This is a genomic window from Nonomuraea sp. SYSU D8015, from assembly GCF_008065375.1.
In the GTDB taxonomy this organism is placed as follows: Bacteria; Actinomycetota; Actinomycetes; order Streptosporangiales; family Streptosporangiaceae; genus Nonomuraea.
The window spans coordinates 163460-190072 of record NZ_VJYI01000015.1 but is presented as its reverse complement, the minus strand read 5'-3'; the positions used below and the strand labels follow the sequence as shown (position 1 = coordinate 190072).

Here is a 26613-nt window from a genome sequence, read left to right as displayed (position 1 = left end):
CTGCTGGGGTTGTTCTCGAACAGCGCACGTCGCGGCATGCGCGACGGGAGCACTCCTGCCGAACACCTCGTGCAGCAGGATCTGAGCACCCACCGTCGCCGTGATGACGACGCGCACGCGGCGGACCGCCAGGAAGTTCGGCGGGCCGGAACAGACCTGCTCCAACGCCTCCATCGCATGGCTGGAAAGGTCGAGACAGTCGCTCGCGCACCCTGCCGTTCGTCTTGTGGCGCTGCGGGAAAACAAGCCTGACAAGGTGACATGCCGGAGAGCGGGCGGGGCAGTAAGGACGTTCTGCCGGCGAGGAGGGGCCGATGCGGGATACGGCAGCGGAATGCGAACGGATGGCCAGGAAGGCACTCGGCCTGACCGATCTCCGGCCCGGCCAGCTGCGCGCGATGACGGCGCTGGCCGAGGGCAGGGACACGCTGGTGGTCATGCCGACCGGCAGCGGCAAGTCGGCGATCTACCAGGTGCCGGCGTTGCTCCTGCGGGGGCCGAGCCTGGTGGTGTCGCCGCTGATCGCCCTGCAGCGCGACCAGGTCGAGGCCCTGCGCAGCCGCGACGAGGATGCGGTGAGCCTGGACGCGGGAACGCGGGCGGGCAAGCGGACGGCGGCCTTCGAGGCGCTGCGCGCGGGCGAGACGGAGTTCCTGTTCTGCGCGCCGGAGCAGCTGGCACGCCCCGACGTCCTGCGCGAGCTGGCGGCCGCCGCTCCTTCGCTCATGGTGGTCGACGAGGCCCACTGCATCTCGGCGTGGGGGCACGACTTCCGCCCCGACTACCTGCGGCTCGGTTCGGTGGCGGAGGCGCTGGGCCGTCCGGTGATCGCCGCCCTGACGGCGACCGCCGCGCCGCCGGTGCGGGCCGAGATAGCAGAGCGGCTGGGCATGCGGAGGCCGGTCGAGATCGTCCAGGGGTTCGACCGGCCCAACATCTGGCTGGGGGTACGCCGGATGCTCGACGACCCCGCCCCCGAGATCCTCGCCGCCGTCGCGGCGGAACCGAAGCCCGGCATCGTGTACACGGCATCGCGCAAGCAGACCGGCCGCCTCAGCGGGCTGCTGGCCGAGGCCGGCGTACGGGCGGCGGCCTACCACGCGGGCCTGCGACGCGCCGAACGTGACGAGGTGCACGGCCGGTTCATGGGCGGCGACCTGGATGTCGTGGTCGCCACCAACGCCTTCGGCATGGGCGTCGACAAGCCGGACGTCCGTTTCGTCTTCCACGCCGAGATCCCCGGGTCCCCCGACGCGTACTACCAGGAGATCGGCCGGGCCGGCAGGGATGGCGAGGCGGCCAGGGCGATGCTGTTCTACCGGCCCGAGGACCTGGCGCTTCAACGCTACTTCACGGGAGGGGTGCCCGATCTGGAGACGCTGGCGCGGGTCGCCGAGGCGGTCGCGGCGGCCTGTCCCGGCAGCGACCGCAAGGGGCTGCGCGAGCGCACCGGGCTGTCCCCACGGCGTCTGACGGCCCTGCTCGACCTGCTGGAACGAGCCGGCGCGGTACGGCTGGGCACCCGCCTGATCGACCCCGTACCCGGTGCCCCGGACCCGCGCACGGCGGCCGGCCTCGCCCGAGAACTGGCCGAGCGCCGCAGGGACGTCGAACGCACCCGCCTGGAGATGATGCGCCGCTACGCCGAGACCGGCGACTGCCGGCGACGTTTCCTGCTCGGCTACTTCGGCGAGGAACTCGCCGACGCCTGCGGCAACTGTGACACGTGCCGCGCCGGAACCGCCGGCCGGCCGCCGGAGGAGGCCGGCCCGTTCCCTGTGCACGCCCGGGTGGAGCACCGGACCTGGGGGCCCGGTCAGGTCATCCAGCGGGGCGAGGACCGGCTGACGGTGCTCTTCGAGGAGGCCGGCTACCGCGAGCTCCAACTCGACGTGGTGCTCGAACAGCGCCTTCTGAGCGAACAGGCGGCCCCTTCCTGACCCGTCCCACGCCCCAGCCGCAAGTCTCGTCCCGGTGAGTCCGCACGACGCCGACAGGTGGTTCCGTCCCTTGACCGCGCGTCTTCTCAGGCGGCCGGGTGAAAGACCGCCCGCACGCAGCCGTCCTGCTTGTGCTTGAACATCTCGTAGCCCCAAGGGCCGTCCTCCAAGGGCAGCGAGTGGGTGGCCAGGTACCGGAGGTCGATCTCGCCGCGGGCGATGCGGTCGAGCAGCATCGGGATGTACCGCTGGCCGTGCTGCTGGCCCATCCGGAAGGTCAGCGCCTTGTTCATGGCGGCGCCGATCGGCATCTTGTCGAGATATCCGCCGAACACGCCGATGATCGACACCGTGCCGCCCTTGCGGCAGGCGAGGATCGCCTGCCGCAGGGTGGCGCCCCGTTCGGTGTGCAGGCGCAGCGCCTGCTTGGTGCGGTCGTAGGCGTGCTGCAGGCCGGTGCTGTGCGCCTCCATCCCCACCGCCTCGATGCAGGCGTCCGGCCCGCGTCCGCCGGTGGCTTCCCGCAGCGCCTCGAGGACGTCGGCCTCCTCGTAGTTCAGCGTCTGCGCCCCGGTATGCCGCGCGGTCATCGTCAGCCGCTCCGGCAGCCGGTCGATCGCGATCACGCGCTCGGCGCCGAGCAGGTAAGCCGCCCGTATCGCGGCCTGGCCGACGGCGCCGCATCCCCACACCGCGACGACGCTGCCCGGCCACAGGTTGCACATCTCCGCGCCCATCCAGCCGGTCGGCAGCGCATCGGAGGCGAACACCACCTGCTCGTCGGACAGCCCATCGGGTACGGGGAAGGCGTTGTTGTCGGCGAACGGGACCCGGATCAGCTCGGCATGGCTACCCGGGAAGCCGCCCGTCGCGTGGGTGTACCCGTACACTCCGCCGATCGCGTGCCCCCACAGCTTCTCCTGCAGCAGCGGCTGGGGGTTGGTGTTGTCGCACAGCGACCACAGCTCCTCCTGGCAGTAGTGGCAGCCGCCGCACCCGACGAACGAGCCGACCACGACCCGGTCACCAGGGCGGACCTTGCGCACGTCGGACCCGACCTCGACGACCTCTCCGGTGAACTCGTGGCCGAGGACGTCGCCCTCGCGCATGCCCGGCAGGTAGCCGTCGATGAGATGCAGGTCCGAGCCGCACACCGAACTGGCGGTGACGCGGACGATCGCGTCCCGGCTGCTCAGGATCTCCGGTTCGGGAACGTCCTCGACGCTCACCTGGTTGACCCCCATCCAGCAGATCGCCTTCACGGCCGCCCTCCCGTCGCCAGACGCCGCCGGAGCACCCGGGTCACACGCCGCTGCATCGGCCCTCGAGCCGACACGCGCTCGTCGACGGCGATCACTTCCCCGCATTCGAGCACCTGCTTGAGCCGGCGCAGATCCTCGCGCACCTGCTGGTCCGGCTCCCGCCCGGCCAGGCGGGCCAGGGCCACCCCGACCGCCCCGCCCGGCGGACGGTAGGCCAGCCTGACGCGTACCTCCGTACCGCGTCCTCCCGGCGCTGCCGCGAAGGTGACCTGCCCGGCGTTCGGCACGCCGGGCGCCCCGATCGCCCGCCAGGCGATCATCCGGTCCTGCTCCTCGGCGATGATCTCGGCGTCCCACGCCACGTGCCCCATGGGGGCCTTCGCCACCCAATGCGAATGCCGCTCGTCCAGCACCTCGACCCGGTCCAGGTGCGTCATGAAGCGCGGCAGGTTCGTGAAGTCACGCCAGAACGAGAACACCTCGGACACCGGCCGGTTGATCGTGACAGAACGCTCCAGGCGCATGGTTCTGCCCCCAGCCGTCACCGCCCGGGAGCGGGCCACGCGAGCGGCGGTCATCAGGTCCACGGCCGCGATGCCGACGAGGGCTGCCGACGCGAACCCGGCCCGCAGCCGCCTCCCGCCGCGCCGCGCGTTCAGCGCCCAGCCCAGTGCCGACACGTCCAGGACGTCGCCGGCGACCCGCATCCAGATCCACTCGGCGGGCCGGCGACCGCTCAACAGGCCCGCCGCCTGGACCAGCTCGCGTACGCCCACGAGCCGGACCGCCACACGGGCCACGGCCGAGTCGTCCACCCCCGCGAGCCTGCTGACTCCCCGAGGTGCGGCCAGCTGCACCGCACCGAGACCGAGGCTCAGCCACCCCAGGCCGCGCGCGGCCTGCCGCGCCGCGCCGTCACCACTCCACCTCGCCTCTTCCTCGACGACGAGGCCCTCGAATTCCATCAGGCGCGCTCCTTCACCTGCTGACACGGACGCCGCTACCGCAGCGGCCATCGTGTTGCCTTCCGTAACGGTTCGGCCACTCTTGGCCACAAGCGCCGTGTACCCTGCAGAGTCCGGAATATCCGTTCATCTCCGGATGTGACCTCTCAACGCCGGAAACGAGTGGTTCAGGCCTGGAATCCTTGGTCCACTTGGCGCGCCCTTGCCCTTACGTTGTGCGGCATTCGGGTAGGCAGTCGTCGCAATCACGGTCCATCGAGGCCGACGTCTGCCGTCGCGGGGAGTGGTCATGGCAGAGAACCGACGTAGCGTCATCGAGATCCTCACTCAGGATCATCGCGAGGTGGAGGACATGTTCACCCAGCTGACCGCCGAAACGGATCCGGAAAAGCGCCGGCGGATCGCCGACGACGTCACCATCGAGCTGGTACGGCATGCGATCGCCGAAGAGATGCACCTGTACCCCGCCGTACGCCGGCACGTCCCGGACGGCGACGCGATCGCCGACAAGGAGCTCTCCGACCACGCCGAGATCGAACGCGTCCTCAAGGAACTGGAGAAGATGGACACGGCCACCGGCGCGGACTTCGACACGCTGGTGCGCCGGCTGGTCGAGGACGTGACCTCCCACGTACGGGACGAGGAGAGCAACCTGTTCCCCGCGCTCGCCCGGCACGCCACCCCCGACGATCTGCTCGAACTGGGCAAGAAGGTCGAATCCGCCAAGGCGAAAGCGCCCACTCGTCCGCATCCGTCGGCCCCTGACCGGCCGCCGCTGAACAAGCTGCTGGCTCCCGGCGCCGGGCTGGTCGACCGCGTACGCGACCGCTTGTCCGGCCGCGGCCGCCACTAGACAGCGGCCGGCATGACGGCCGGGGCCGATCAGCCGCGTGTAGCGGGCGGCGGCCTCGGCCGCTTGCGGGCCAGGGCCTGGCGGAGCTCGGCCGGGGCGCGGTGCCGGGTGGGAGGTCGGCGGGAGGGGCCCGGCCAGGTCGGCCTCCTGGATGCGCAGGAATTCGTCCAGGATGTCCCGGTGGATGCTGACCGTGACGGCAGCGGGGCGGGAATGTCGTCGATGCGGCGGCGCAGGCCGTCCCAGACGCCGGCCCACTCCAGCCCGTCGCCGCGGCGCCGGACGGGCTCGTCCAGGATGGCGGCGGACCAGGATGGCGGCGGACAGGGCCCGATCGGTCCGGAAGAGTGCGGGCTCGCCGCGGTGACCGGCGACCAGGAACGGCCGGGCCGGTGGCATCGCGGGCGGCTCCGCCGCGCCAGCGCACCGGGTCGACGAGGATGGGGCGGCCGGCCAGGTCGGCGTCGGGCCGGTGTGGAACGGGCAGTGCGGCCATAGGTGGTGGCGGCGGTGAGCGTGGCCGCCCTCGCCTCCCGGGTATACCCGGGGGCGGCGCTGGGCGGCGTTCGCCTGATCAGGAGGGCAGCAGGGCCGGCTGGATCGACGAGGCGGGCGGACGGATCTCGCCGCTGCCGCGCGGCACCAGCGTGGGGCGGATGACGCGGCGGGCCGGTGGCCCGGTCCACCCGTCGATCCTGGCGAACAGGGTCTGCGCGGCGACCGTGCCCAGGCTGACCGGATCGCCCGCGACGACGGTCAGCGGGACCGGAAGCATGTCGGCCAGCGGGAAGTCGTCGAAGCCGGTGACCGCGACGTCCCGGCGCGGCCCCAGCGCACGCAGCAGGCCCTGGGTCATGAAGCCGGTGGTGGTGAAGACGGCCGTCGGCGGGTCCGGCATCGCCAGGAGCTCGCGGGCCGCCCGTTCGGCCTCGGCGACGGAACCGGTGGACAGGCGCCGGATCAGTGCGGGGTCGGCCGGACCGGCCTCGGCGCGCATGGCGTCCCGGAAGCCGCGCAGGCGCTGCGTGGTCGTCCAGCGGCTCGGCGCCACGATGGCGCCGATCCGGGAGTGCCCGTACGAGAGGAGGTGCCGTACGGCCATCCGCGCTCCGGCGGCGTTGTCGAGCACGACCTCGTCGGCCTCCACTCCGGCGCCTGGGCGGTCCACGAAGACGACCGGGGTGCCGCGCTCGATCTCCGGCTGCAGGTAGCTGTAGTCCCGGCCGCCGGGAACGACGAGGAGCCCGGCCACCTGGCGTCCCAGCAGGCCGTCGATGGCCGCGCGCTCCGCCTGGGGATCCTCGTCGGCGCTGGCCAGCACGACGGCGTAGCCGCGCGCCCGGGCCACGCCGATCACCGCCGAGGCGATGGCCGCGAAGAACGGGTTGGTGAGGTCTCCGAGCAGCAGGCCGATGTCTCCGGTGCTCTGCCCCGATCGCATGCCCCGCATGCTCCGGGCCACCTCGTTGCGCCGGTAGCCGGTCGCGGCGATGGCCGCCTCCACCTTCGACCGCGTCTCGCGGCTGACCCGCCCCTCCCCGTTCACGACCCGGGACACCGTCTTCATGCCCACCCCGGCGAGTTCGGCCACCTGCTTCATCGTCGGCCGAGTCACGGTCCGTCCCCTTTCCTGCGGCTCGTCGATCACTACAAGGCCGCGGGCACGTCGGCGGGGCCCGTCATGCCTCCATCCCGCGGGTTCCGCTGACACCGCCGGTGTCGTCCACCCGGCTGATGCCGTCCGCCCCGGCGTCGATCACGCTACCGATCATCGTATCCGGGGCGGGATCGCCGGGCGGCACCTCGGCCAGCGCGCCGGTCATGGCGCCGAGCACGCGTTCCGCCGTGGCCTCCGCCCGCGTGAAGGCGGCCACGCGCTGCCCCAGCCGCAGCACCTCGATCCGGTCGGCCACCTCGAAGACGAAGGGGAGATTGTGGCTGACCAGCACCACGGACACGCCCTGCTCCCGTACGGACTCGATCAACGCCCGGACGCGGCCGGTCTGGACGACGCCCAGAGCGGCCGTCGGCTCGTCCATCAGGACCAGGCGGCTCGCCCACAGCACCGCCCGCGCCACCGCGATCCCCTGCCGCTGTCCACCGGACATGGTGCCGACCGTGCTGCGGGTGTCCTGCAGGCCGACGCTGAGGCGGGCGAACGCGTCGTCGGCCTGGCGACGCATCTTCGGCTTGTCCAGCATGCCCAGCATGCCGAGCAGACCGCCGCGCAGCACTTCACGGCCGAGGAAGAGGTTCGCGGCGGGATCGAGGTCGGGGGCGAGGGCGAGATCCTGATAGACGGTCTCGATGCCGTGGCTTCGCGGATCGAGCGGGCTGGAGAAGCTGACCGGGCGGCCGTCGACGACGATCTCGCCCTCATCCGGCTGGATCACTCCCGAGATCACTTTTATCACGGTGCTCTTGCCCGCGCCGTTGTCTCCGACCAGGGCGACGACCTCGTTCGGGTGAACGGTCAGCGAGGCGCCCTGGAGGGCCCGGACCGTCCCGTAGTGCTTGACGATCCCGGACAACTGCAGGAGCGGGGTGTCAGGGCTGCTGCTCATGGGCGCCTCCTCGGATCCCGTCCGGCCGGGGGAAGCCGGAGATCCATCACAGGGGTGACAACGCTGTCGCATCGGACAGTACTAGGGTAGCGTTCGCCTGCAAAGATATCCGCGGTGCGGAGATCCCGCCGCCACTCGCGGTGCCGCGCCGTTCCGCCGATCAGGTGAGGGGTGCGTTCTCTTGTCAGCCGACGTCCACGCAGCACACTGGGCGGTTCTCGCCGAGAGCCTGGCCTCCGTGTCCTCCCGGGCGGCGGCTCGGCTGGAGGCGGAGTTCGGTGCGGGTGAGATGTTCCGGCGCTGCTTCGCCAACGCGTGGACGACCACGCTGCGCGGGGACCCGGCCGAGCCCTTCGTCATCACCGGCGACATCGAGGCCATGTGGCACCGGGACACGGTCGGCCAGCTCCGGCCGTACTTGACAGGGCTGCCGGACCCGGCCGTGCTGCGCGTCCTGACCGGCGTCGTCCGGCGGATGGCCCGCGCGGTCCTGGCCGACCCCTACGCGAACGCGGTGAACGACGGGCCCACCGGCGGCCATGCGGACGAGCACGACCGGCCGGCGCCGTCCCCGGACGTGTGGGAGCGCAAGTACGAGGTGGACTCGCTGTGCTCGTTGCTGTCGTTCGGCTACGAGCTGTGGGCGGCCAGTGGATCGGCGGCGCATCTGGACGGGCACTTCGCGGCGGCGGCGGACCTGGTCATGCGGGTCTGGCGGGTCGAGCAGGACCACGAGCGGGCCTCGCCGTACCGGTTCGAGCGCGTGGCCGGCCCGTTCCGGGGCGACACGCTGGACCGCGGCGGTCTCGGGTCGCCGGTCGCCCGCACGGGGATGACCTGGTCGGGATTCCGGCCCAGCGACGACCGGTGCCAGTACGGCTACCTGATCCCGGCCAACGCGGCGGCCGTGGTCGCGCTCAACGGCGTCGTACGGCTGTGCGACGAGGGCCTGCTGGAGCCGGCCCTCCGCGCCCGGGCGCTGGAGCTGGCCGTCGAGCTCGCGGACGGCATCGCCCGCCACGGAGTGGCGCAGAGCGACTCCGGCCCCGTCTACGCGTACGAGGTGGACGGCCTCGGCAACGTGAACCTGATGGACGACGCCAACGTGCCCAGCCTGCTGTCGCTGCCCTATCTCGGCTGGTGCGACCGCGATGATCCGCTCTATCGGCGGACCCGCGAGTTCGTGCTGAGCGGGCGGAACCCCTACTACTACCGGGGCCGGGCTGCGGAAGGCGTCGGCAGCCCGCACACACCCGCCCGGCACGTCTGGCCGATGGCGTTGTGCGTGCAGGCCCTCACCGCCGGGTCACGGCAGGAGTCGGCCGACGTCTACCGCGTGCTCCTGGCCACGGACGCCGGCACCGGCCTGATGCACGAGAGCTTCCACGCCGACGACCCCTCCGCCTTCACCCGGCCGTGGTTCGCCTGGGCGAACTCCCTGTTCGCCGAGGTGTCGCTCTCCCTGGCGGGGCTCCCGGTGCCGCGTCCGATTCCTCCTGTGCCGGCCGAGGTGGCCGACGCCGTACGGACGGCGGACTCCCCGGTGACCCTCCGCCGGCAACAATTCGGCCACCGGCGTTGACGACCACCGGCGGCCGGGGTTACCGTGCCTCATCCGATGTGACAACGTTGTCACCAATGGCGCACCCCATAGAGGTGAGCGATGTCAGAGACTGAGACAGCGCCGACGAGCGCCGACGCGGCACGTCCGGTGGCCGCCGCGGACGGCGCCCGGCCGAGATCGCAGATGCCCGGCCGGCTCCGTAACCTGCACCGGACGCAACGCAGCTGGTCGGTGCTCGTCCTGCTCACCTTGATCGCGATCTTCTCGGTGATGCGCCCAGAGCAGTTCGTGTCCTGGTTCAACGCCAAGAGCATCGCCGTCGACGCCTCCAGCTATCTGCTCATCGCGGTCGGGATGACCTTCGTCATCACGATCGCGGGCATCGACCTCTCGGTCGGCTCGGTGCTCGTGTTCTCCGGCGTCGTCAGCCTCAAGGTGATGCTCGCGATCGGCGGTGACGGGCCACTCGTCCTGCTGGCCGGACTCGCCGCCGCGGTGCTCTCCGGGTTGGCATGGGGTCTGGTCAACGGGCTGGTCACCACCCGCGGCGGCGTCTCTCCACTGATCACGACGCTGGGCAGTTTCGCCGCCGCCACCGGCCTCGCCTATCTCCTGGCCGGCGGGCAGGACATGCACGGTGTGCCACGCACGCTGGCCGACACCCTCGGCTTCGGCGAGTTCCTCGGCGTGCCGTACACGGTGCTGGTGGCGCTGGCGGTCGCCGCCGTCGGCGCCTTCGTGATGTCACAGACGCGGTTCGGCCGCTACACGGCCGCGATCGGATCCAACGAGGAGGCGGTCCGCCGGGCCGCGGTCAACGTCAACAACCACATCGTCAAGGTTTACGTTCTCTCCAGTGCACTGGCGGGGTTGTCCGGATTCATGAGCCTGGCCCGGTTCCAGACGACGACGCTCAACGGACACCAGACCGACATGCTGCAGGCGATTCTCGCGGTCGTCATCGGCGGGACGAGTCTGATCGGGGGTGTCGGCACCGTGCTCGGCACCGTCGTCGGCGTCATGATCCCATCGGTGCTCACGGACGGCTTCGTCATCCTCGGCTTGGAGCCCTTCTGGCAGCAGGTCGCGCTCGGCGTCGCTCTGGTCGTGGTCGTGATGGTCGACCAGCGCCGCCGCCGGCGCGACGTACGGACATAGCGCGGTCTCCGCGCACGCTCACCCGCACCACGACACGTCCCGTCCCCCCACGGAACTCATCCCCGCAGGCCTCCAGAGGACCACGGGACCTCCACAGGATCCATCCCGCTCACCCCCACGTCTCCTCACGCCCTGCGCCGCCCACGAGGCTCCCTCCTCCGACGACGCACGTTTCACGCCATCGCCTGCACACGCCGACCGTGTGCGGCCGCATCAATCAGGAGAGTCGACGATGCAGAGAACACCCATGGCATGGCTGGCCGTCGTCGCCGGTCTCGTGACCACGCTCGCCGCCTGCGGTTCCTCCGCTTCCAGCGGCACGGACACCGCCTCGCACGCCGGCGCCTCCGCCGCGTCGACCGCGGCGGGAGCCAAGAAGGTCAAAGTGACCTTCATCGAAGGGGTCGCCGGTGACCCCTTCTACGAGACCATGGCCTGCGGCGCCAAGGAGGCGGCGGCGCAGCACAACGTGGAGCTCAACGTACAGGGCGCCAAGAACTGGGACGTGAGCCTGCAGATCCCGATGGTCAACTCGGTCATCGCCGCCCGGCCGGACGCGATGTTCATCGCCCCCAACGACTCCGAGGCCCTGGTCCAGCCACTGAAGCAGGCGACCGAGGCCGGCATCAAGGTGGTGCTGGTGGACACCACGCTGTCGGACACCAGCTTCGTCTCCTCGGCGATCGCCAGTGACAACGTCAAGGGCGGGCAGGTCGCCGCCGACGCGCTGGCGAAGCTCATCGGCGAGAAGGGCAGCGTCCTCCTGGTCGGCGGCCAGCCCGGGGTGAGCACGGCCGAGGCGCGTCAGAAGGGGTTCGAGGAGGGGCTGAAGAAATATCCCAACATCAAATATCTCGGCAACGTGTTCACCTCCAACGGCGTCGCGAAGATCTCCCAGCTGGTCTCCGCCCAGCTCGCGGCGCATCCCGACCTGGCCGGCATCTTCGCGCTCAGCACGGACCAGAGCCAGGGTGCCAACAACGCGGTGAAGGCGGCGGGCAAGGCCGGCAAGATCAAGCTGGTGGGCTTCGACGCCGGACCCGCGCAGGTCGAGCAGTTGCGCGAAGACGTGGTCCAGGCCCTGGTCGCTCAGCAGCCGGCGCAGATCGGCGCCGACGGCGTCGCACAGGCCGCCGCGGCGGCACGCGGCGAGCAGGTGCGGAAGCAGATCGGCACGGACTCCACCGTCATCACCAAGGAGAACGTCGACGACCCCGAGGTGGCGAAGTACCTCTACACCACCACCTGCAACTGACATCGGCTCCGCAGCGGCCGGAAACCCTTCTCACGGGTTTCCGGCCGTTCCGGCTTCGGCGGAGAATCAGACCCGTCATCCAGGAGACCCCGGTAAGGAGCCCGAGGCGTCTCACTCGGCGGCCCGCCGATGAGCTGCACCTCCACCGACCGGGACATGCCGCGGCCGTTTCACTGTCAGGAGACGCTCCCGTCCTTACGGGTCGGCATGCTCGACGGAGCGGCTTTCTCGTGTTCGAGGTCCGCCGCGCTCCCAGGCCAAGGCCCGAGCTCGCGGCGGTTTCCTGCCGTTGACCCGCCCGGCGGCCCGGTGGTACCGTCGACCAGCGTTTTTCTATGACTATAGAAAAACGATCCTCGGTTTCCGTCCTCCCCGGCCCTCGGTGCGATGACGGTGAGGGCGGATCTGGAGGGATGACGACGTGGCGACGACACCTCACACCGCGAGCCGGCTGCTGCACAGCGGCCCGGCAGGCGCAGCGGCGCTGGCCGAGCAGTTGCAGACCGCCGTCGCGGAGATGGCCCGTTGGATGGACGAGTACGGGAGCTTCAGCCCGCACACGTCCTTGGACGTCGAGGTGGGCGCACTGGAGCGGGCCACCGAGGAGTTGCGCACCCGGTTGCGGGACAACTACCCGTTCTTCCACCCCCGCTACGTCGGGCAGATGCTCAAGCCACCGCACCCGGCAGCGGTGATCGGCTACGTGACCGCGATGCTGATCAACCCGAACAATCACGCCCTCGACGGCGGGCCGGCGACCGCGCGGATGGAGAAAGAGGTCGTGGCGCAGCTGGCGGCCATGTTCGGCTTCGACCAGCACTTGGGCCACCTCACCAGCAGCGGCACCATCGCCAACCTCGAGGCGCTGTTCGTCGCCCGCCAGACGCACCCGGGCAAGGCGGTGGCCTACAGCGCCGACGCCCATTACACCCACTCCCGCATGTGCCACCTCCTGGGCGTGGCGGGCACGGCGGTCCCGACGGCGTCCGACGGCACGATGGACCTGCAGGCCCTGGAGGAGCTGCTGCGCGCGGGAGGCATCGGCACCGTGGTGGCCACCACCGGCACCACCGGGCTGGGCGCGGTCGACCCCGTCCACGACATCGTCGCGCTGTGCCGGCGGTACGGGGCCCGGGTGCACGTCGACGCCGCCTACGGCGGGTTCTTCCGCCTCATCGCCGACGACGGCCCCGACGGTGTGGCCGCCGCCCCCTTCGCCGCCATCGCCGAGTGCGACTCGGTCGTCATCGACCCGCACAAACACGGCCTGCAGCCCTACGGCTGCGGCGCGGTGCTGTTCAAGGACCCCGGCGCGGCGCGGCACTACCTGCACGAATCGCCCTACACCTACTTCACCTCCGAGGAACTGCACCTGGGTGAGATCTCCCTGGAGTGCTCCCGCGCGGGCGCGGCGGCCGCCGCCCTGTGGCTGACACTCCGGCTGCTGCCGCTGACGCCTGAGGGCTTGGGCGCGGCGCTGCGCCCCGGCCGGCGCGCCGCACTGGCCTGGGCCGAGCGCATCAGGGCGAGCGAGCAGCTGAGCCTGTACCAGCAGCCGCAGCTGGACATCCTCACCTACTACCCCACCCGTGACCGCTTGTCCGAGGTGGACCGGGCCAGCGCCCACGTCCTGACGCGGGGCATGCACCTGCCTCCGGCGCAGTCGCTGTTCGTGGCCACGTACACCGTCGATGCCGCCGCGCTGGCCGCGCGCGGGCACCAGGTGACCGCCGACGTGCCGCACGGCCGCATCCTGCGCAGCGTGCTCATGAAGCCCGAGACCGAGCAGCACGTGCCGTCCCTGCACCAGCACGTCCTCGACCTGCTCGCCGACGCCGACGCGTAGCGGCCCGCACACACCCCAGCCGCCGACCGAGGGAAGGGACGAGACGTGCCGAAGGTCGTCGACCACGACGGACGCCGCGTGGAGCTCATCGAGGCCGCCTGGCGCACCATCGCCCGCACCGGATGGGACTCGGCCACCATGGCCGCCATCGCCGCCGAAGCCGGCTTCTCCAACGGAGCGCTCAAACCGTACTTCGCGACCAAGGACGACCTGCTGGCCGCCGCCTTCGACTACATCTACGTCCAGACCGGCCGCCGCATGGCCGCGGCCACCGCCGGCAAGCACGGCCTGACGGCCCTGCGCGCCTACTGCAGGGAGATCCTGCCGCTGGATGACACAACCCTGGACGAGGCCCGCATCGTCATTCCCTTCTGGTACAAAGCTCTCGCAAGTCCCCACCTGGCCGCGCGGCACGAGCACGCCATGCGCGAGTGGCGCCAACAACTACAGCGCCATCTCACCGAAGCCCGCGACGCCGGAGAGATCCGCACCCCGATCCCCGACGAACACGTCATCGGGCACCTGCTCACCGCGCTGCTCGGCGCGCAGATCACCGCGACCCTGATGCCCACCCTGGAGACCGCTCAGACCCTCACCGCACAGCTCGACAGTTTCCTCACCCTGCTCAAGCCCGTTTGACATACGGCTCCTCTGGCCGCCTGCGGCGTCATCGACCTCCCCGAGCGCAACGACCCGCGGTGACGTGCCTTCACCTCCAGCGGGGGCGGCGGGCGACGTAGACCACCGCGGGCGGCAGGTTGCGCCAGACCGTCATGCTGGTCACGACCTCTTCGAACTCCGTCCGCAGGTCGCCGAGCAGCCGCCGGGCCGGGGCCGCCCAGCGCGTCCAGGTGTAGGCGAACTGCGTGTAGACCCCGGCGGGGGCGAGCGCGCGGGCCACCGACCGGATCAGGGGAGGCTCCCCTGCGTAGGCGACCCACGCAGGCCGCTGACCATGACGTCCACCGGCCCGATGCCACGTTCCGCGAGCAGTTCGGGCAGGCGGGTGACGTCGTCGCACACCACCTCGACCGACGGGTACGCCTGCGCGATCCCCGCCGCGAACCTCTCGTTGAGCTCGACGACGACGTGCCTGCCGCGGCCGGCCAGCCGCCGCTGGATGGCCGAGGTGAAGGCGCCCGTCCCCGCGCCGAGCTCCACCACCACCGGGTGACCGCGCTCCGGAACGCCCACCACCATGCGCTCCGCCAGCCAGACCGAGCTCGGCACCACCGAGGCCGTACGCAGCGGCGATTTGACGAACTCCCACAGGAACCGGCCACGCTCGAGGTCACGGGGCCCTTGATCGATTGCCACGGTCCATACCCCCGGCCAGATCCTGCCGCACCGGGGACAAGTGCGACATCACGTGCAGATAGCACGAGGGTGAACATCAGCGGTCGTCCAACCTCCTCGCGCGAGCGACGACGAGACCGCGGTAACACCCGCACCGGGGAGACTCCTGTCGTGTCAGCGAATTCCGCCGCCCTCGCAGGGGCACGCGATGAGCACAACGACGTGATGTCTGCTCCTGCATTCCGTCCGCCGCGGCGTCGCTCGGGCGCTCACCCCGCGATACCGAACAGGACGTGTTCGCTAAGGTCGCGAGGCTCGGGCGGGGGGTACACCCGCGCGGCGCTCGCGCCGTGGCAGGCCATCGGGCTGGGTGCGGGACTGGGCGCGGGACTGGGCGCGGTCGGCCTTCGGTGGGTCAGCCGGCGACGCCACCTTTGGTTGCCATCTTGCAATGACATGCCGGAATGGCGTTATCATCGACATATGGCGATTGATACTGATGCCGGGCGGTGTGTGAGTGCGGACATCGCCGCCGGGATTCCTCCGGCGGCGGCGCTGTTCCACTCCCTGGCGGATGAGAACCGGCTGCGCATCGTGCAGCGCCTGGCCCGCGGCGAGGCACGCGTGGTGGATCTGACCGCCGAGCTCGGGCTCGCCCAGTCCACCGTGTCCAAGCACCTTGCCTGCCTGCGCGACTGCGGCCTCGTCGACTACCGCGCCGAGGGCCGCCAGTCGTTCTACTCCCTGACCCGCCCCGAGCTGATGGACCTGCTCGCCTCCGCCGAGCACCTGCTGGCCGCCACCGGCCACGCCGTCGCGCTCTGCCCCACCTACGACCGGGCGCTCGCGGAGGAGGAAACGGTGTCATGACCGCGCTGAACCTGCCCGGCCTCGGCCCCTCCCCCGCCCGGCGCACCCTGCTGCAACGCCGCATCCGGCTCCTGGTCGCCGCCACCATCACCTACAACGTGATCGAAGCGGCGGTCGCCATCACCGCCGGCACGATCGCCTCCTCCGCCGCGCTGATCGGATTCGGCCTCGACTCCATCGTGGAGGTGGCCTCGGCCGCCGCGGTGGCCTGGCAGTTCTCCGCCGCCGACCACGAACGCCGTGAGCGGACAGCGCTGCGCGTCATCGCGATCTCGTTCTTCGCCCTGGCCGCGTACGTCAGCTTCGACGCCGTCCGGGCACTGCTCGGCGCCGGTGAGGCCGAGCACTCGACGCCCGGCCTGATCCTGGCCGCGCTCTCCCTGATCGTCATGCCGTTCCTGTCGTACGCCCAGCGCCGCGCCGGCCGTGAGCTCGGCTCCGCCTCCGCCGTGGCCGACTCCAAGCAGACGCTGCTGTGCACCTATCTGTCCGGGGTGCTGCTGGCCGGGCTGGCGCTCAACAGCCTCTTCGGCTGGTCCTGGGCCGACCCCGTCGCCGCCCTGGTCATCGCCGCGGTCGCGGTGAAGGAGGGCCGCGAAGCCTGGCGCGGCGACGCCTGCTGCGCCGTGCCCGCCGCCACCTCGCTCAGCGCCCCCGGCGGGTGCTCGGGCGGTTGCTGCTCCCCCGCCACCCCCGAACGATGACGATCCGTCGCCTCCCACCACCCACGAGCTCGGCGCCGCCGGGCAGACCAGCGCCTCGCTGGCAGGGTTGGGCGGCGATCACAACCGGCCGGCTCTACTTCGGCGGGCGGATCGGCCCCGCCGCGCTCCACGCCCACTACGCGGCCCAGCTGCTGATCGGCGAAGGGCTGGTCCTGCGTGGCGCGGACGGGACCGACCACGCCATGACGGCCGCGCTCATCCCGGCCAACACGCCGCACGCCATCGTCCGCGGCGCGGCCGACGGACTGCTCGCCCTGATCGACCCGGCCCGGGCGGGACGGCTGCTCCATCGTCCGGCGGCCGTCTCGGCCTCCTCCTGGCGCATCGACGCGCCCCCGCCGGCCCGCCGCGATCTGCACGACCACCTGAACATCGCCCGCCGCCAGGGCCGCCGTACGTGATGACCTTCACGTGATCGAAGATCTTGAACGCGGAGATCAGCAGCACGACGGTGTTGACGGTCAGCGCCGGGGCCGGCAGCGGCCAGGTAGACGACCACGCAGAAGGAGCGTGCCCGGCGCCGCGAAGGTCAGGAAATGCCACAGGCCCGGCCGTCGCGACCGCCTCACGCGGCTCCCTCGCGCTCCGGTGGCCGCGTGGCCGGGGCTGCGTTCGCTGGCGCCGACGGCCATCAGCCGCTCTTCTCCCACTCGGTGTCGAGGAACGCCGGCACCTGGTCCACGTTCTTCTTGCCGCTGACGAGATCCTGCGCGGCCGACCAGAACGTGCCCTGCATTCCCGGCAACATGGCCGTGTCACCGGCCTCCCAGCTGAACGGCGGCACGGTCGCGTTCTGGGCGAGCGCCTGCTGCCAGAGGTCGTACACGGGCTTGAACACGGGTCCGGTGTCGGACGGCGGCGTGTAGCCCTTGATCGTGGGGAACAGGGCGTCGGCCTTGACCGAGGCATCCAGGTTCTCTTTCGTGAGCTGGAAGGCCAGGGCGAATTTCTTGGCCGCCGCCCTGTTCCTGGCGGTCGCGCTCCCGGACAGTCCGCCGCCGGCGAACGCCGGCAGATGCAGGGTGCCGGCGTCGCTCGGCCAGGCGAACACCCCTGCCCTTCATGTCGGACTTGTCTGCCGCGGCGGCGAACCAGCTGCCCATCGGGTACATCGCGCCCTTGCCTGCCCTCTCCGGTGAGGCGGATTTCGGCGTACACGTCGATGGCGAGGATGGCGGTCCACGGCCGGGAGGTGACGAACACCCCGCCGCTGACGAACGGCGTGATCCCGGCGGTCTTGAGTTTCTCCGCGGCGGCCGGCAACTCGGCGTACGTCTTGGGCGGCGCGGTGACGCCCGCCTCGGCGAAGAGCATGCCGATCTGCACGTCGGGCAGCTGGCCCGAGGCGGCGAGCTGCTTGGCGTAGTCGTTACCCTAGAGCAGCAGATTGATGACGATCGTCAATACGATCGACAGCACCACCGATATGAGGATCATGACCAGGCAGCCCGCCCAGCCGCCCAACGGTCTGACATCCCAATTACCGAATCTCATGAGGTCAGCGCCTACCCGGGCGGGCGCCCCGCAGGGCTATCGTGGGGAAAATTTGGCAGACGGCCGGGAACGGGCCCCTCCCTTATCGGCCGGGTCCGGCACCTGCTGTCCAGCCACGTAAGCGGCGGCGGCACCCCGTGGAGCGGGACAGCCGGGCGACTCCTCGCAGATCCATCGCAACACGTGACCGCGGAAACGTCCGCGTTCTCACCATTGCCCGGGGGGCAGCTCCACGCCGGCGACGGGATCGTAGATGATGGTGTCATCCTCCAGCCTGATCACGGCGACGCGGGTGGCGAGACCGGCCTCCTCCAGTGCCCGCGCCGATTCCACCGCGTACTCGGCGAAGTGGTACTGATCCCGCGAACCTGGGTAAGGCGCAGGACGCTGGCACAGGACTTCGTAGCGGTCGCCGGGCCAAGGGGACGGCAGTTCGTCCGTACGCTGACGACGAGTGCCCCGAGTCATCTCATCATCCTCATCCCTACAGTCGCTCTATCCCCGGTCGAAACACCACCCTTTCAGTAAAAGGTGATGATCGGAACAGTCCCAACGGTCAAGTCTGCAGAAATCAGGACAAGTAGCGCGCGCCGTCAAGGACGTGGGTCCGTTCGTGTCCAGCCCTTGCTCCAGCCGCGGTGCGAGCGCCGGCCCGATGCGGCGAGGCAACGACGGCACACCTGTCCCACCTCGTCAGCCGCGCCACCCGACTCCGGGAACACGTCAGGCCACCGCACATGGTGGAATCGGAGCAGCCCTGACCGGCTGAGCGCCAGCCCGCACAAGGTCTGGTTCGTTCCCGGATACCAGGCGTGGACCTCCCCCGAAGGGAGCCGCACGCCGTTCTCGTCTCTCCACTGCCCCGAAGCCGCCACCGACGGCTCGCCGCGTCGCGTCATCGCCGCATGCCCACTCTCACGGGATGGAACACGGCTCGGACGCGGCCGTCCTGCTTCTCCTCGAACATCTCATATCCCTTCGGGCCGTGCTCCAGCGGCAGCTCACCCGCAGGCACGCGTCGCGGATGGGCAAATCGCCGGACGGTGCTCGTGCCGCGGCCCGCGTGCACGACCATTTCCTGCGACAGGGCCGCCGAGCGGCTGGCGCTATCGTGTCTACGTGACGGCGCTGAGCAGTGCAACAGAAGAGTCGGAGTCGAGGTCGACGCAACCCCGGTCCTTCATCGTCACGATCTACGGGCTGTACGCACGCGAGGTCGGCGGCTGGATCAGCGTGTCGTCTCTGATCCAGCTGATGGCCCAGCTCAAGATCGACGCGCCGTCGGTGCGATCCGCGATCTCCCGGTTGAAGCGCCGGGGCCTGCTCGAGGCGCGGAAAGTCAGCGGATCGGCCGGATACGGCCTGTCGCGGCAGGCCCGGGAGATCCTGGACGAGGGCGATCAGCGGATCTTCGGCCGGCAGCGTGCCGTGCTGAAGGACGGATGGTTGCTCGCCGTCTTCAGCGTTCCCGAGTCGCAGCGGCAGCAGCGGCACGTGCTGCGGTCGCGGCTGAGCTGGCTGGGTTTCGGTACGACGGCGGCAGGGGTCTGGATCGCGCCCCGCTACCTGTATCAGGAGACCCGCGAGGTGCTGGAACGCTACGAGCTGTCGGGCTACGTGGACCTGTTCCATGCCGAGTACCTGGCGTTCGGAGACGTCAGCGAACTGGTCGGCCAGTGGTGGGATCTGGACGGGCTGCAGCGGCTCTACGCCGAGTTCCTGGGCTCGTTCGATCCTGTGCTGAATCGCTGGCAGCTCGGCGGTGCCGGCGGCGACGCCGAAGCGTTCAGTGACTATGTGCGGGCCCTGACGGCGTGGCGGAGACTGCCGTTCCTCGACCCGGGCCTGCCGCCGGAGCTCCTGCCGCCCGACTGGTACGGCGTGCGTGCGGCGGCGCTGTTCGACGAGCTGAAGGACAGGCTGGCCGAGCCCGCGCACCGCCACGCGAGCTCGGTGATCGGGATCACGACCGCGATGTGACGGCCTTCGACGGCCTCGCCACGGCCGTCGTGGTCAACGCTCTCTGACGCGCAGCCGTTCCGGCGGGATGACGGCGACGCCCAGGATCTCGATCATCGCCTCCGGCTGCCACAGGGCTGTGCAGCCGATGCCGGCCATCGCCGGGTAGACGGGCCCGGCGAGCTCCCGCCAGATGCGGCCGATCTCCTTGCCGTGTGCCTGGTAGCCGGGGATGTCGGTCAGGTAGAGCGTGATGCTCACCAGATCCTCCGGCCGGCCGCCCGCCTCCCGGAGCGTGGTGAGCACGTTGCTGAAGGCCTGCCGGAACTGCTCGACGATGCCGCCTTCGACGATCTTCATGTCCTGGTCGAGCGCCGTCTGGCCGCCCAGGTAGAGCGTGTTGCCGATCAGAGTGCCGTGCGAGTAGCCGCTGGGGACCGGCAGGCCGTCCGGGTTGATCGGGATCGGGGTCATGACGCCTCCGTCGAGTCTCGGGGTGTTGACTTTATCTGACGAGCGTGAAAAAAACGACACAACATGGAGTGTGCTCGCCGGTGGCGTACGTCTCCGTCTCGCCGACGGCGCCGTCCTCGGAGCCGAGATCTCCGGCATCGGCGTCCTGCGCAACCGGATCGTGTTCACCAACGTTTAGGAGTCGACCATGCAGCCGACCGAGGGAGACCTCAGCGCCTTCCCGGGGGACAACTCGGCGTACGCCACCGAGAGTGGCCTCGTCGTCCCGGTCGTCACCCGAGGAGGGCTGGAGTCGGCGCTGACCGGCCAGTCGGAAGGCGCCTCACGCATCGCCGGGGTGAGCCCCCAGCACACTCCGGCGCGGCGGATCTGGTTCGGGAAGGTCAGCAACGAGCCGGGCTACCGCTCGGTCCCCCATCACCACGGTGAGGCCGAGACCGGCGGGTACGTCCTGTCGGGCCGGGCGCGCATCTACTTCGGCGAGAAGTTCGCCGACTACATCGACATGGAGGAGGGCGACTGGGTCTTCGTCCCGCCCTTCATGCCGCACGTCGAGTGCAACCTGGACCGCAACCGGCCGCTCACCTGGATGACCACGCGCACGCCCGACAACATCGTCGTCAATCTCGCCGACGTCGCGGACGAGGCACTGCGCGACTGGATCGAGCGGCCATGACGTCCGAGACGTTCACGGCCGCCGTGACGCTGAAAGAGACCGAGCCGGAGCACTACGACGCGGCCTTCACCGCGGTGACCCAGCCCTGCCCTTGGCCCAAGGCCTACGGCGGCGACCTGGTGGCCGCGGCCGCGGCGGCGGCCATGCGGACCGTTCCGGCGGGCAAGGCGCTGCACTCGATGCACTCCTACTTCATGCGCCCCGCCGACATCGGAGCCGAGGTCCGCTACGAGGTGGAGCTGCTGCGCGACGGCCGGGGTTACGGCACTCGGCAGGTCCGCGCCTACCAGGGTGGGCGGCCGATCTACGTGGCGCTCGCGTCGTTCGCGGCAGGTGAGCCCGGCGGCGACTTCGCCGCACCGCCTCCAGAGGTTCTTGATCCCGGCACGCTGCCCTCCTCGGCCGCATACCTCGCCGAGCGGCAGGGCGGGACGATGACCGAGGAGTCCAAGGCGTACTGGAGCGGCGGGCGCAGCTTCGACATGCGTCACGTCCCCGGGCCCGTCTACCTGGCCGTCGACGGAGGGCAGGCGCCCCACCAGGCTGTCTGGGTCAAGCCGTACGACGACCTGCGGCCGGTCGAGGGCCTGACCCGCGCGCAGCGCGACCTGGCGGCCCTCTCCTACGTGTGCGACTACACCATCCTCGAACCGGTGCTGCGCGTGCTCGGCCTGCCGTGGGCTCGGCCCGGACTGGTGACCGCGAGCCTGGACCACGCGATGTGGTTCCACCGCGTGCCGGGCGAAGGAGTGCTCGACGGCTGGTTGCTCTACGCGCAGGAAGCCGTCTCGGCGGGCTCCGGGCGCGGTGTCGGGCATGGTCGCTTCTTCACCCGCGACGGGGAGCACCTGGCCACGGTCGTGCAGGAAGGCATGATCCGCATCTCCTGATCCATCCCCCCCGCCCTGCAGTCGAGCCGCCGACGTGGCTCCGGAAGGACCCTCCGATGCAGCTGTCACCCACCTCGCACATCGACACCTTCGCCCGCGATCGCCTGCCGCCGTTCGAGCAGTGGCCGCGGCTGGAGTTCACGACCGATCTCCTGCGCTACCCGGACCGCCTGAACGCGGCCGCGGAGATCATCGACGCCGCGGTGGCCGCCTTCGGCCCCGATCGGCCGGCGATCCGCACCGACGGGGGCGAGGAGTGGACCTATGGCGACCTCCTGCGGCGGTCCAACCAGGTCGCCCAGGTGCTCGTCGAGGACCTCGGCCTCGTGCCCGGCAACCGGGTTCTGCTGCGTTCCCCCAACAACCCGTGGGCGGTGGCCTGCTGGCTCGGGGTGCTGAAGGCCGGGGGCGTCGTCGTCACGACCATGGCGGCGCTGCGTGCCCGCGATCTCACCCCCGTGGTCGCCAAGTCCCTGCCGTCGATCGCCTTGGTCGACCACCGCTTCCTCGAGGAGGTCGACGTGGTGCGCGACTCGGCCGCCCCTGACCTGGTGGTCGTGTCCTTCGGCGGCTCCGGCGACGGCGACCTGACCGCTCGCTGCGCGGCGAAATCCGGTGCTTTCAGTAACATCCTGACCGCCGCCGACGACGTCGCCCTGTTCGGGCCGACGTCGGGCAGCACGGGCGCCCCCAAGATCACCATCCACTTCCATCGCGACATCCTGTCCATCGACAACACGTTCGGCCGGGGAGTTCTCCGGCTCGAGGCCGACGACGTGGTCGCCTGCACGGCCCCGCTCGCCTTCACCTTCGGTCTCGGGATGCTCGTGGTGTTCCCTCTCCGGGCGGGCGCCTGCATGTTCCTGGTGGAGAGCGCGACGCCGGCACGGCTCGCCGACCTCGTCGAGGAGCACGGGATCACGGTGCTGGCCACCGCGCCGACGGCGTACAAGCAGATCCTGAAGGCAGGCAAGATCGACAAGCTGCGCGGCCTCCGCGCCGCGGTGAGCGCCGGCGAGCACATCCCGCAGGGCGTCTGGGAGCAGATCGAGGCCGACATCAAGCTCAAGGTCATCGATGGCATCGGGGCCACGGAGATGCTGCACATCTTCATCTCCGCGGCCGGCGACGACATCCGGCCCGGCGCGACGGGCAAGCCGGTTCCCGGCTTCCGGGCGACGATCCTCGGCCCGGACGGCGAGGAACTGCCTCCTGGCGTCGAGGGCCGGCTGGCCGTGATCGGCCCGGTCGGCTGCCGTTACCTGGACGACGACCGCCAGCGGACGTACGTCGTCAACGGCTGGAACGTCACCGGCGACACGTTCTACCGGGACGAGGACGGCTATTTCCACTATTGCTCACGCACCGACAACATGATCGTCTCCTCGGGCTACAACATCGGCGGTCCCGAGGTCGAGGCGGCCATCGACACCCACCCGGACGTGGTCGAGTCCGCGGTCGTCGCCGAGCCGGATCCCGAGCGCGGATCGATCGTGTGCGCCTTCGTCGTGCTCCGGGACGGGGTCGAGGGCGACGCGGCGAAGGCCAAGGAGATCCAGGACTACGTCAAGCGGCAGCTGGCGCCGTACAAGTATCCCCGTGACGTGCGTTTCCGCACGTCGCTCCCGCGCAATCCCAGCGGGAAGCTGCAGCACTACATCCTGCGTGAGATCGTCGAGAAAGAGCATTCCCAGTGAAGATCGCAATCGCCGGCGGCGGCCCGGGTGGTCTCTACTTCGCGGCGCTGATGAAGCAGCTGAGCCCGGGCCACGAGATCACCGTATGGGAGCGCAACGCCCCTGACGACACCTTCGGATTCGGCGTCGTCTTCTCCGACGAGACGCTGGGAGGGATCGAGAACGCCGACACGGTCATCTACGACCAGATGGCACGCCGTTTCGCCCGCTGGACCGACATCGACATCGAGGTCGACGGCCACGCCTTCACGGTGGGCGGGCAGGGCTTCGCGGCCATGAGCCGCAAGGACCTCCTGCACCTGCTGCAACGGCGCGCCGCTGAGCTCGGCGTGACCGTGCACTACGAGAGCGAGGCGCCCGACGCCGACGAGCTGCGCGCCGCCCACGACCTCGTCGTGGCGGCCGACGGCCTCAATTCGAGGATCCGCACCAAGTACGCCGACTCCTTCGTCCCCTCACTCGACCACCGGCGTAACAAGTACATCTGGCTCGGCACGGACCTGGTGTTCGAGGCGTTCCAGTTCCTCGTCAAGCAGACGGAGTGGGGCACCATGCAGATTCACGGGTACCCGTACTCCGCCAGCGGCTCGACCTTCATCGTCGAGATGCACGAGGAGGTGTGGCGCCGCGCGGGATTCGACGCGACCGAGAACGAGTCGTTCCCTCCCGGAGTGTCCGATGAGCACGCGGTCAAGAAGATCAAGGAGATCTTCGCCGGCGAGCTGGCCGGGCACCAGGTGCTCACCAACAACTCCAAGTGGCTGAACTTCACGACCGTCCGCAACGAGCGCTGGTACGACGGCAACGTCGTCCTCCTCGGGGACGCCGCCCACACCGCGCACTTCTCCATCGGATCGGGCACGAAGCTCGCGATGGAGGACGCCCTGGCGCTGGCGGCATGCCTGCACGAGCACCCGTCGCTCGGCGAGGCGCTCGAGGCCTACCAGCGCGAGCGCAAGCCGGTGGTGGAGTCGACCCAGCGCGCGGCGCAGGCCTCGCTGGAGTGGTTCGAGAACATCGGGATGTACGCCGGCCAGGACCCCGTCCAGTTCTGCTTCAACCTGCTGACCCGGTCGCGGCGCATCACCTTCGAGAACCTCAAGGAGCGCGATCCGGAGTTCGCCCACCGCGTCGAGGCGGCGTTCGCCGAGGCGTCCGGGGCGGACGAGGTCGCTCCCGCGATGTTCCAGCCGGTCGACATCGGGCCGCTGCGGCTCAAGAACCGGATCATCGTGTCGCCGATGGACATGTACTCCGCGGAGGAGGGCGTGCCCACCGACTTCCACCTGGTGCATCTGGGCTCCAAGGCGCTCGGCGGCGCCGGGCTCGTGATGACCGAGATGGTGTGCGTCTCCCCAGAAGGCAGGATCACCCCCGGATGCACCGGTCTGTGGAACGACGAGCAACGTGACGCCTACCGCCGCGTGACCGACTTCGTGCATGCGCAGACGACCGCGAAGATCGGCCTCCAACTCGGCCACTCGGGCCGCAAGGGCTCCACCAGACTGATGTGGGAGGGTCTCGACCAGCCTCTCGACGAGGGCAACTGGGAGGTCATCGGGCCGTCCGCCCTGCCGTACGGGGAGGGCTGCCACCTGCCCCGCGAGGCCACCCGCGACGACCTGGACAAGGTGGTGGCCGACTTCGTCGCCGCCGCCGGGCGTGGTGTGGCGGCCGGCTTCGACCTCATCGAGATCCACGCCGCGCACGGCTACCTCCTCTCCTCCTTCCTCTCCCCGGTGGCCAACAAGCGGATCGACGCCTACGGCGGTTCGCTGACCAACCGGCTGCGCTTCCCCCTGGAGGTCTTCGACGCCGTCCGCGCGGCCGTTCCCGGACGGATACCGGTGACGGTCCGCATCTCGGCGAGCGACTGGGTGCCGGACGGCAACACCGCCCACGACGCCGTCGAGATCGCCCGGGCCTTCGTCGAGCACGGAGCGGCGGCCATCGACGTGTCCTCGGGACAGGTGACCAAGGACGAGAGGCCGGCCTTCGGCCGTTCGTACCAGACTCCGTTCGCCGACCTGATCCGCCGGCTCGTCGCGGAGCCGGCCGGGGTGAAGGTCATCGCCGTCGGCGCCATCTCCTCCTACGACGACGTGAACTCCATCCTGCTCGCCGGGCGAGCCGACCTGTGCGCCCTCGGGCGGGCTCACCTCTACAACCCCCACTGGACGCTGCAGGCCGCGGCCGAGCAGGATTACCGGGGCCAAGGCGCCGCGTGGCCGAACCAGTTCGCCGCGGGAAGCCGCAAGCCGCCGGCCTCGCGCACCGACAGGGTCCCGCCGCGCCTCGCGCTCCTGCGGCACCAGGCCGGCCAAAACGTCCACGTCCGATGGACTCCCGGATCGTGAACGGCTCGCACACCCCGCGCGGGGTCCACCGCACGCGAGTGGAATGGATCGACACCGACGCCGCGGGCATCTATCACAACACCGCCGTCGTCCGGTACATCGAGGCTGCGGAGTCCGAGCTCATGCGGGCCCACGGGCTCCATGACTACTTCCTCCGGGCGCCGCGGGTCCGTTACGAGGTCGATTTCGAGGCGCCGCTGCGGTTCGGCCAGGAAGTCACGGTGGTCGTCGAGCTCGAGCGGATCGGGACGTCGTCGATGTCGTTCGCCTTCGAAGTCTGGGGGGAGGAACTGCCCGATCGCCCGCGGGCGCGGGCCGCCTCCGGGCGCTACGTCACGGTGCACGTCGGCAGTGGGCACGACGGCGACGTCCCAGCCCGCAGCGCACCCTGGCCGGCCGCGTGGGTGGCCTCGCTCCTGCGCCGCTCCCCGGATCGATCCTTGCCGGCCAGGGAGGCGACCTCGGCGGCCATCCGTACGAATCCCTCAGGGTCGCGCTCGTCGTCCGCGGGCTCGAGCACCACCTGATCGGCGCCCGCCCCTGCCGTACGCCATGCCCGACACCCACGGACACCCGGCCGGGGAAGAGCCGGTGCAAAGGGGCGATCTCCATGGCCGTCAGGGCCGCGGAGCGCAGGCGCTCTGGTGGCAAGCCCATGTCTCCCTGCTGGGTGGGGCGAATCAAGCTCAATTTTCGGCAAACCTGTTCAGTGCGTGAAATTCACCACATATGCTTTGACCTGCAGTTTCGCGGTGGTGATGGATCGGG

The 26613-nt window shown here is 70.5% G+C and carries 26 protein-coding genes; 17 read left to right on the top strand and 9 right to left on the bottom strand.

The window, feature by feature from the left end; all coding sequences use genetic code 11:
• Positions 1-314: 314 nt before the first annotated feature.
• The gene (locus tag ID574_RS42935) at positions 315-1940 is read left to right on the top strand and encodes a RecQ family ATP-dependent DNA helicase (RefSeq protein WP_188194782.1); all 1626 of its coding nucleotides are present in this window, start codon (positions 315-317) and stop codon (positions 1938-1940) included.
• An 86-nt stretch (positions 1941-2026) separates the two neighbouring features.
• Here the strand turns inward: ID574_RS42935 and ID574_RS42930 are convergent, their stop codons facing one another.
• Both ID574_RS42930 and ID574_RS42925 read right to left on the bottom strand, forming a co-directional pair.
• Complete coding sequence (locus ID574_RS42930) at positions 2027-3202, bottom strand: zinc-dependent alcohol dehydrogenase (RefSeq protein WP_188194781.1); 1176 nt, start codon at positions 3200-3202, stop codon at positions 2027-2029.
• A complete protein-coding gene (locus ID574_RS42925; protein WP_188194780.1) occupies positions 3199-4167 on the bottom strand; it encodes an SRPBCC family protein in 969 nt (322 codons plus the stop codon). Before ID574_RS42925 ends, ID574_RS42930 begins: the two co-directional genes overlap by 4 nt.
• Before the next feature lie 289 nt (positions 4168-4456).
• Between ID574_RS42925 and ID574_RS42920 the strand changes: the two genes are divergently transcribed.
• Positions 4457-5020: a hemerythrin domain-containing protein gene (locus tag ID574_RS42920; RefSeq protein ID WP_188194779.1), complete on the top strand. Its 564-nt coding sequence runs from the start codon at positions 4457-4459 to the stop codon at positions 5018-5020.
• A gap of 574 nt (positions 5021-5594) precedes the next feature.
• Here ID574_RS42920 and ID574_RS42915 read toward each other — a convergent pair.
• Positions 5595-6635, bottom strand: coding sequence for a LacI family DNA-binding transcriptional regulator (locus tag ID574_RS42915; protein ID WP_223167664.1), 1041 nt, complete (start codon positions 6633-6635; stop codon positions 5595-5597).
• Between the two features lie 64 nt (positions 6636-6699).
• A complete protein-coding gene (locus ID574_RS42910; protein WP_188194778.1) occupies positions 6700-7584 on the bottom strand; it encodes an ATP-binding cassette domain-containing protein in 885 nt (294 codons plus the stop codon).
• Between the two features lie 181 nt (positions 7585-7765).
• Between ID574_RS42910 and ID574_RS42905 the strand changes: the two genes are divergently transcribed.
• The 5 genes from ID574_RS42905 to ID574_RS42885 all read left to right on the top strand — a co-directional run bounded on the left by ID574_RS42905 (position 7766) and on the right by ID574_RS42885 (position 14046).
• Positions 7766-9166 (top strand): glycoside hydrolase family 125 protein, encoded by a 1401-nt coding sequence (locus ID574_RS42905; RefSeq protein ID WP_223167663.1) that lies wholly within the window; start codon positions 7766-7768, stop codon positions 9164-9166.
• A gap of 81 nt (positions 9167-9247) precedes the next feature.
• Complete coding sequence (locus tag ID574_RS42900) at positions 9248-10306, top strand: ABC transporter permease (RefSeq protein WP_223167662.1); 1059 nt, start codon at positions 9248-9250, stop codon at positions 10304-10306.
• Between the two features lie 232 nt (positions 10307-10538).
• Positions 10539-11561 carry an ABC transporter substrate-binding protein gene (locus ID574_RS42895; RefSeq protein WP_188194777.1) on the top strand — a complete coding sequence of 341 codons (1023 nt, stop codon included), beginning with the start codon at positions 10539-10541 and terminating at the stop codon, positions 11559-11561.
• Positions 11562-11982: 421 nt separating this feature from the next.
• Positions 11983-13407, top strand: a complete 1425-nt coding sequence (locus ID574_RS42890) for a pyridoxal phosphate-dependent decarboxylase family protein (RefSeq protein WP_223167661.1) — start codon at positions 11983-11985, stop codon at positions 13405-13407.
• 45 nt (positions 13408-13452) lie between these two features.
• Complete coding sequence (locus ID574_RS42885) at positions 13453-14046, top strand: TetR/AcrR family transcriptional regulator (protein WP_188194776.1); 594 nt, start codon at positions 13453-13455, stop codon at positions 14044-14046.
• Between the two features lie 70 nt (positions 14047-14116).
• Here ID574_RS42885 and ID574_RS60695 read toward each other — a convergent pair whose 3' ends face one another.
• Both ID574_RS60695 and ID574_RS42880 read right to left on the bottom strand, forming a co-directional pair.
• Positions 14117-14308 carry a hypothetical protein gene (locus ID574_RS60695; RefSeq protein WP_223167660.1) on the bottom strand — a complete coding sequence of 64 codons (192 nt, stop codon included), beginning with the start codon at positions 14306-14308 and terminating at the stop codon, positions 14117-14119.
• 8 nt (positions 14309-14316) lie between these two features.
• Positions 14317-14724 (bottom strand): class I SAM-dependent methyltransferase, encoded by a 408-nt coding sequence (locus tag ID574_RS42880; RefSeq protein WP_223167659.1) that lies wholly within the window; start codon positions 14722-14724, stop codon positions 14317-14319.
• Between the two features lie 462 nt (positions 14725-15186).
• Here ID574_RS42880 and ID574_RS42875 point away from each other — a divergent pair, with 462 nt between their 5' ends.
• Genes ID574_RS42875 through ID574_RS42865 form a run of 3 tightly spaced genes read left to right on the top strand, consistent with a single transcriptional unit; the run spans position 15187 to position 16699 of the window.
• Positions 15187-15573 (top strand): ArsR/SmtB family transcription factor, encoded by a 387-nt coding sequence (locus ID574_RS42875; protein ID WP_188194775.1) that lies wholly within the window; start codon positions 15187-15189, stop codon positions 15571-15573.
• Entirely contained in the window at positions 15570-16277 is a 708-nt protein-coding gene (locus tag ID574_RS42870; RefSeq protein WP_188194774.1) for a cation efflux transmembrane domain-containing protein, read from the top strand. Before ID574_RS42875 ends, ID574_RS42870 begins: the two co-directional genes overlap by 4 nt.
• Positions 16274-16699, top strand: a complete 426-nt coding sequence (locus tag ID574_RS42865) for a hypothetical protein (RefSeq protein ID WP_188194773.1) — start codon at positions 16274-16276, stop codon at positions 16697-16699. Before ID574_RS42870 ends, ID574_RS42865 begins: the two co-directional genes overlap by 4 nt.
• A 230-nt stretch (positions 16700-16929) precedes the next feature.
• Here ID574_RS42865 and ID574_RS42860 read toward each other — a convergent pair whose 3' ends face one another.
• On the bottom strand, positions 16930-17349 hold the full coding sequence (locus ID574_RS42860; protein ID WP_188194772.1) for a hypothetical protein: 420 nt from the start codon (positions 17347-17349) through the stop codon (positions 16930-16932).
• A 111-nt stretch (positions 17350-17460) separates the two neighbouring features.
• On the opposite strand from ID574_RS42860, the gene ID574_RS42855 reads away from it, so the two are divergent.
• Complete coding sequence (locus ID574_RS42855) at positions 17461-17664, top strand: hypothetical protein (protein WP_223167658.1); 204 nt, start codon at positions 17461-17463, stop codon at positions 17662-17664.
• A gap of 335 nt (positions 17665-17999) precedes the next feature.
• On the opposite strand, the gene ID574_RS42850 is transcribed toward ID574_RS42855, so the two are convergent.
• Entirely contained in the window at positions 18000-18260 is a 261-nt protein-coding gene (locus tag ID574_RS42850) for a hypothetical protein (RefSeq protein WP_188194770.1), read from the bottom strand.
• Between the two features lie 651 nt (positions 18261-18911).
• On the opposite strand from ID574_RS42850, the gene ID574_RS42845 reads away from it, so the two are divergent.
• Complete coding sequence (locus ID574_RS42845; protein WP_188194769.1) at positions 18912-19772, top strand: PaaX family transcriptional regulator; 861 nt, start codon at positions 18912-18914, stop codon at positions 19770-19772.
• Positions 19773-19805: 33 nt separating this feature from the next.
• Here the strand turns inward: ID574_RS42845 and ID574_RS42840 are convergent, their stop codons facing one another.
• Positions 19806-20225: a RidA family protein gene (locus tag ID574_RS42840; protein ID WP_188194768.1), complete on the bottom strand. Its 420-nt coding sequence runs from the start codon at positions 20223-20225 to the stop codon at positions 19806-19808.
• Between the two features lie 187 nt (positions 20226-20412).
• Here ID574_RS42840 and ID574_RS42835 point away from each other — a divergent pair, with 187 nt between their 5' ends.
• From ID574_RS42835 to ID574_RS42815, 5 genes are read left to right on the top strand one after another with little or no spacing between them, the layout of a single operon-like run.
• The gene (locus tag ID574_RS42835; protein ID WP_188194767.1) at positions 20413-20901 is read left to right on the top strand and encodes a cupin domain-containing protein; all 489 of its coding nucleotides are present in this window, start codon (positions 20413-20415) and stop codon (positions 20899-20901) included.
• Positions 20898-21791, top strand: coding sequence for an acyl-CoA thioesterase (locus ID574_RS42830; protein ID WP_188194766.1), 894 nt, complete (start codon positions 20898-20900; stop codon positions 21789-21791). The genes ID574_RS42835 and ID574_RS42830 overlap by 4 nt, the downstream gene beginning before the upstream one ends.
• 56 nt (positions 21792-21847) lie before the next feature.
• Complete coding sequence (locus ID574_RS42825) at positions 21848-23488, top strand: AMP-binding protein (protein ID WP_188194765.1); 1641 nt, start codon at positions 21848-21850, stop codon at positions 23486-23488.
• The gene (locus ID574_RS42820) at positions 23485-25845 is read left to right on the top strand and encodes a bifunctional salicylyl-CoA 5-hydroxylase/oxidoreductase (RefSeq protein WP_188194764.1); all 2361 of its coding nucleotides are present in this window, start codon (positions 23485-23487) and stop codon (positions 25843-25845) included. Before ID574_RS42825 ends, ID574_RS42820 begins: the two co-directional genes overlap by 4 nt.
• Positions 25827-26372: an acyl-CoA thioesterase gene (locus ID574_RS42815; RefSeq protein ID WP_188194763.1), complete on the top strand. Its 546-nt coding sequence runs from the start codon at positions 25827-25829 to the stop codon at positions 26370-26372. The genes ID574_RS42820 and ID574_RS42815 overlap by 19 nt, the downstream gene beginning before the upstream one ends.
• Positions 26373-26613 lie beyond the last annotated feature (241 nt).

Coding starts and splice junctions, on each gene's coding strand:
- ID574_RS42855 (WP_223167658.1), top strand. CDS start 17,461: ATGGCGAGGATGGCGGTCCACGGCCGGGAGGTGACGAACACCCCGCCG.
- ID574_RS42935 (WP_188194782.1), top strand. CDS start 315: ATGCGGGATACGGCAGCGGAATGCGAACGGATGGCCAGGAAGGCACTC.
- ID574_RS42835 (WP_188194767.1), top strand. CDS start 20,413: ATGCAGCCGACCGAGGGAGACCTCAGCGCCTTCCCGGGGGACAACTCG.
- ID574_RS42815 (WP_188194763.1), top strand. CDS start 25,827: ATGGACTCCCGGATCGTGAACGGCTCGCACACCCCGCGCGGGGTCCAC.
- ID574_RS42895 (WP_188194777.1), top strand. CDS start 10,539: ATGCAGAGAACACCCATGGCATGGCTGGCCGTCGTCGCCGGTCTCGTG.
- ID574_RS42875 (WP_188194775.1), top strand. CDS start 15,187: ATGGCGATTGATACTGATGCCGGGCGGTGTGTGAGTGCGGACATCGCC.
- ID574_RS42825 (WP_188194765.1), top strand. CDS start 21,848: ATGCAGCTGTCACCCACCTCGCACATCGACACCTTCGCCCGCGATCGC.
- ID574_RS42900 (WP_223167662.1), top strand. CDS start 9,248: ATGTCAGAGACTGAGACAGCGCCGACGAGCGCCGACGCGGCACGTCCG.
- ID574_RS42925 (WP_188194780.1), bottom strand. CDS start 4,167: ATGGAATTCGAGGGCCTCGTCGTCGAGGAAGAGGCGAGGTGGAGTGGT.
- ID574_RS42870 (WP_188194774.1), top strand. CDS start 15,570: ATGACCGCGCTGAACCTGCCCGGCCTCGGCCCCTCCCCCGCCCGGCGC.
- ID574_RS42840 (WP_188194768.1), bottom strand. CDS start 20,225: ATGACCCCGATCCCGATCAACCCGGACGGCCTGCCGGTCCCCAGCGGC.
- ID574_RS42910 (WP_188194778.1), bottom strand. CDS start 7,584: ATGAGCAGCAGCCCTGACACCCCGCTCCTGCAGTTGTCCGGGATCGTC.
- ID574_RS42850 (WP_188194770.1), bottom strand. CDS start 18,260: ATGACTCGGGGCACTCGTCGTCAGCGTACGGACGAACTGCCGTCCCCT.
- ID574_RS42920 (WP_188194779.1), top strand. CDS start 4,457: ATGGCAGAGAACCGACGTAGCGTCATCGAGATCCTCACTCAGGATCAT.
- ID574_RS42865 (WP_188194773.1), top strand. CDS start 16,274: ATGACGATCCGTCGCCTCCCACCACCCACGAGCTCGGCGCCGCCGGGC.
- ID574_RS42830 (WP_188194766.1), top strand. CDS start 20,898: ATGACGTCCGAGACGTTCACGGCCGCCGTGACGCTGAAAGAGACCGAG.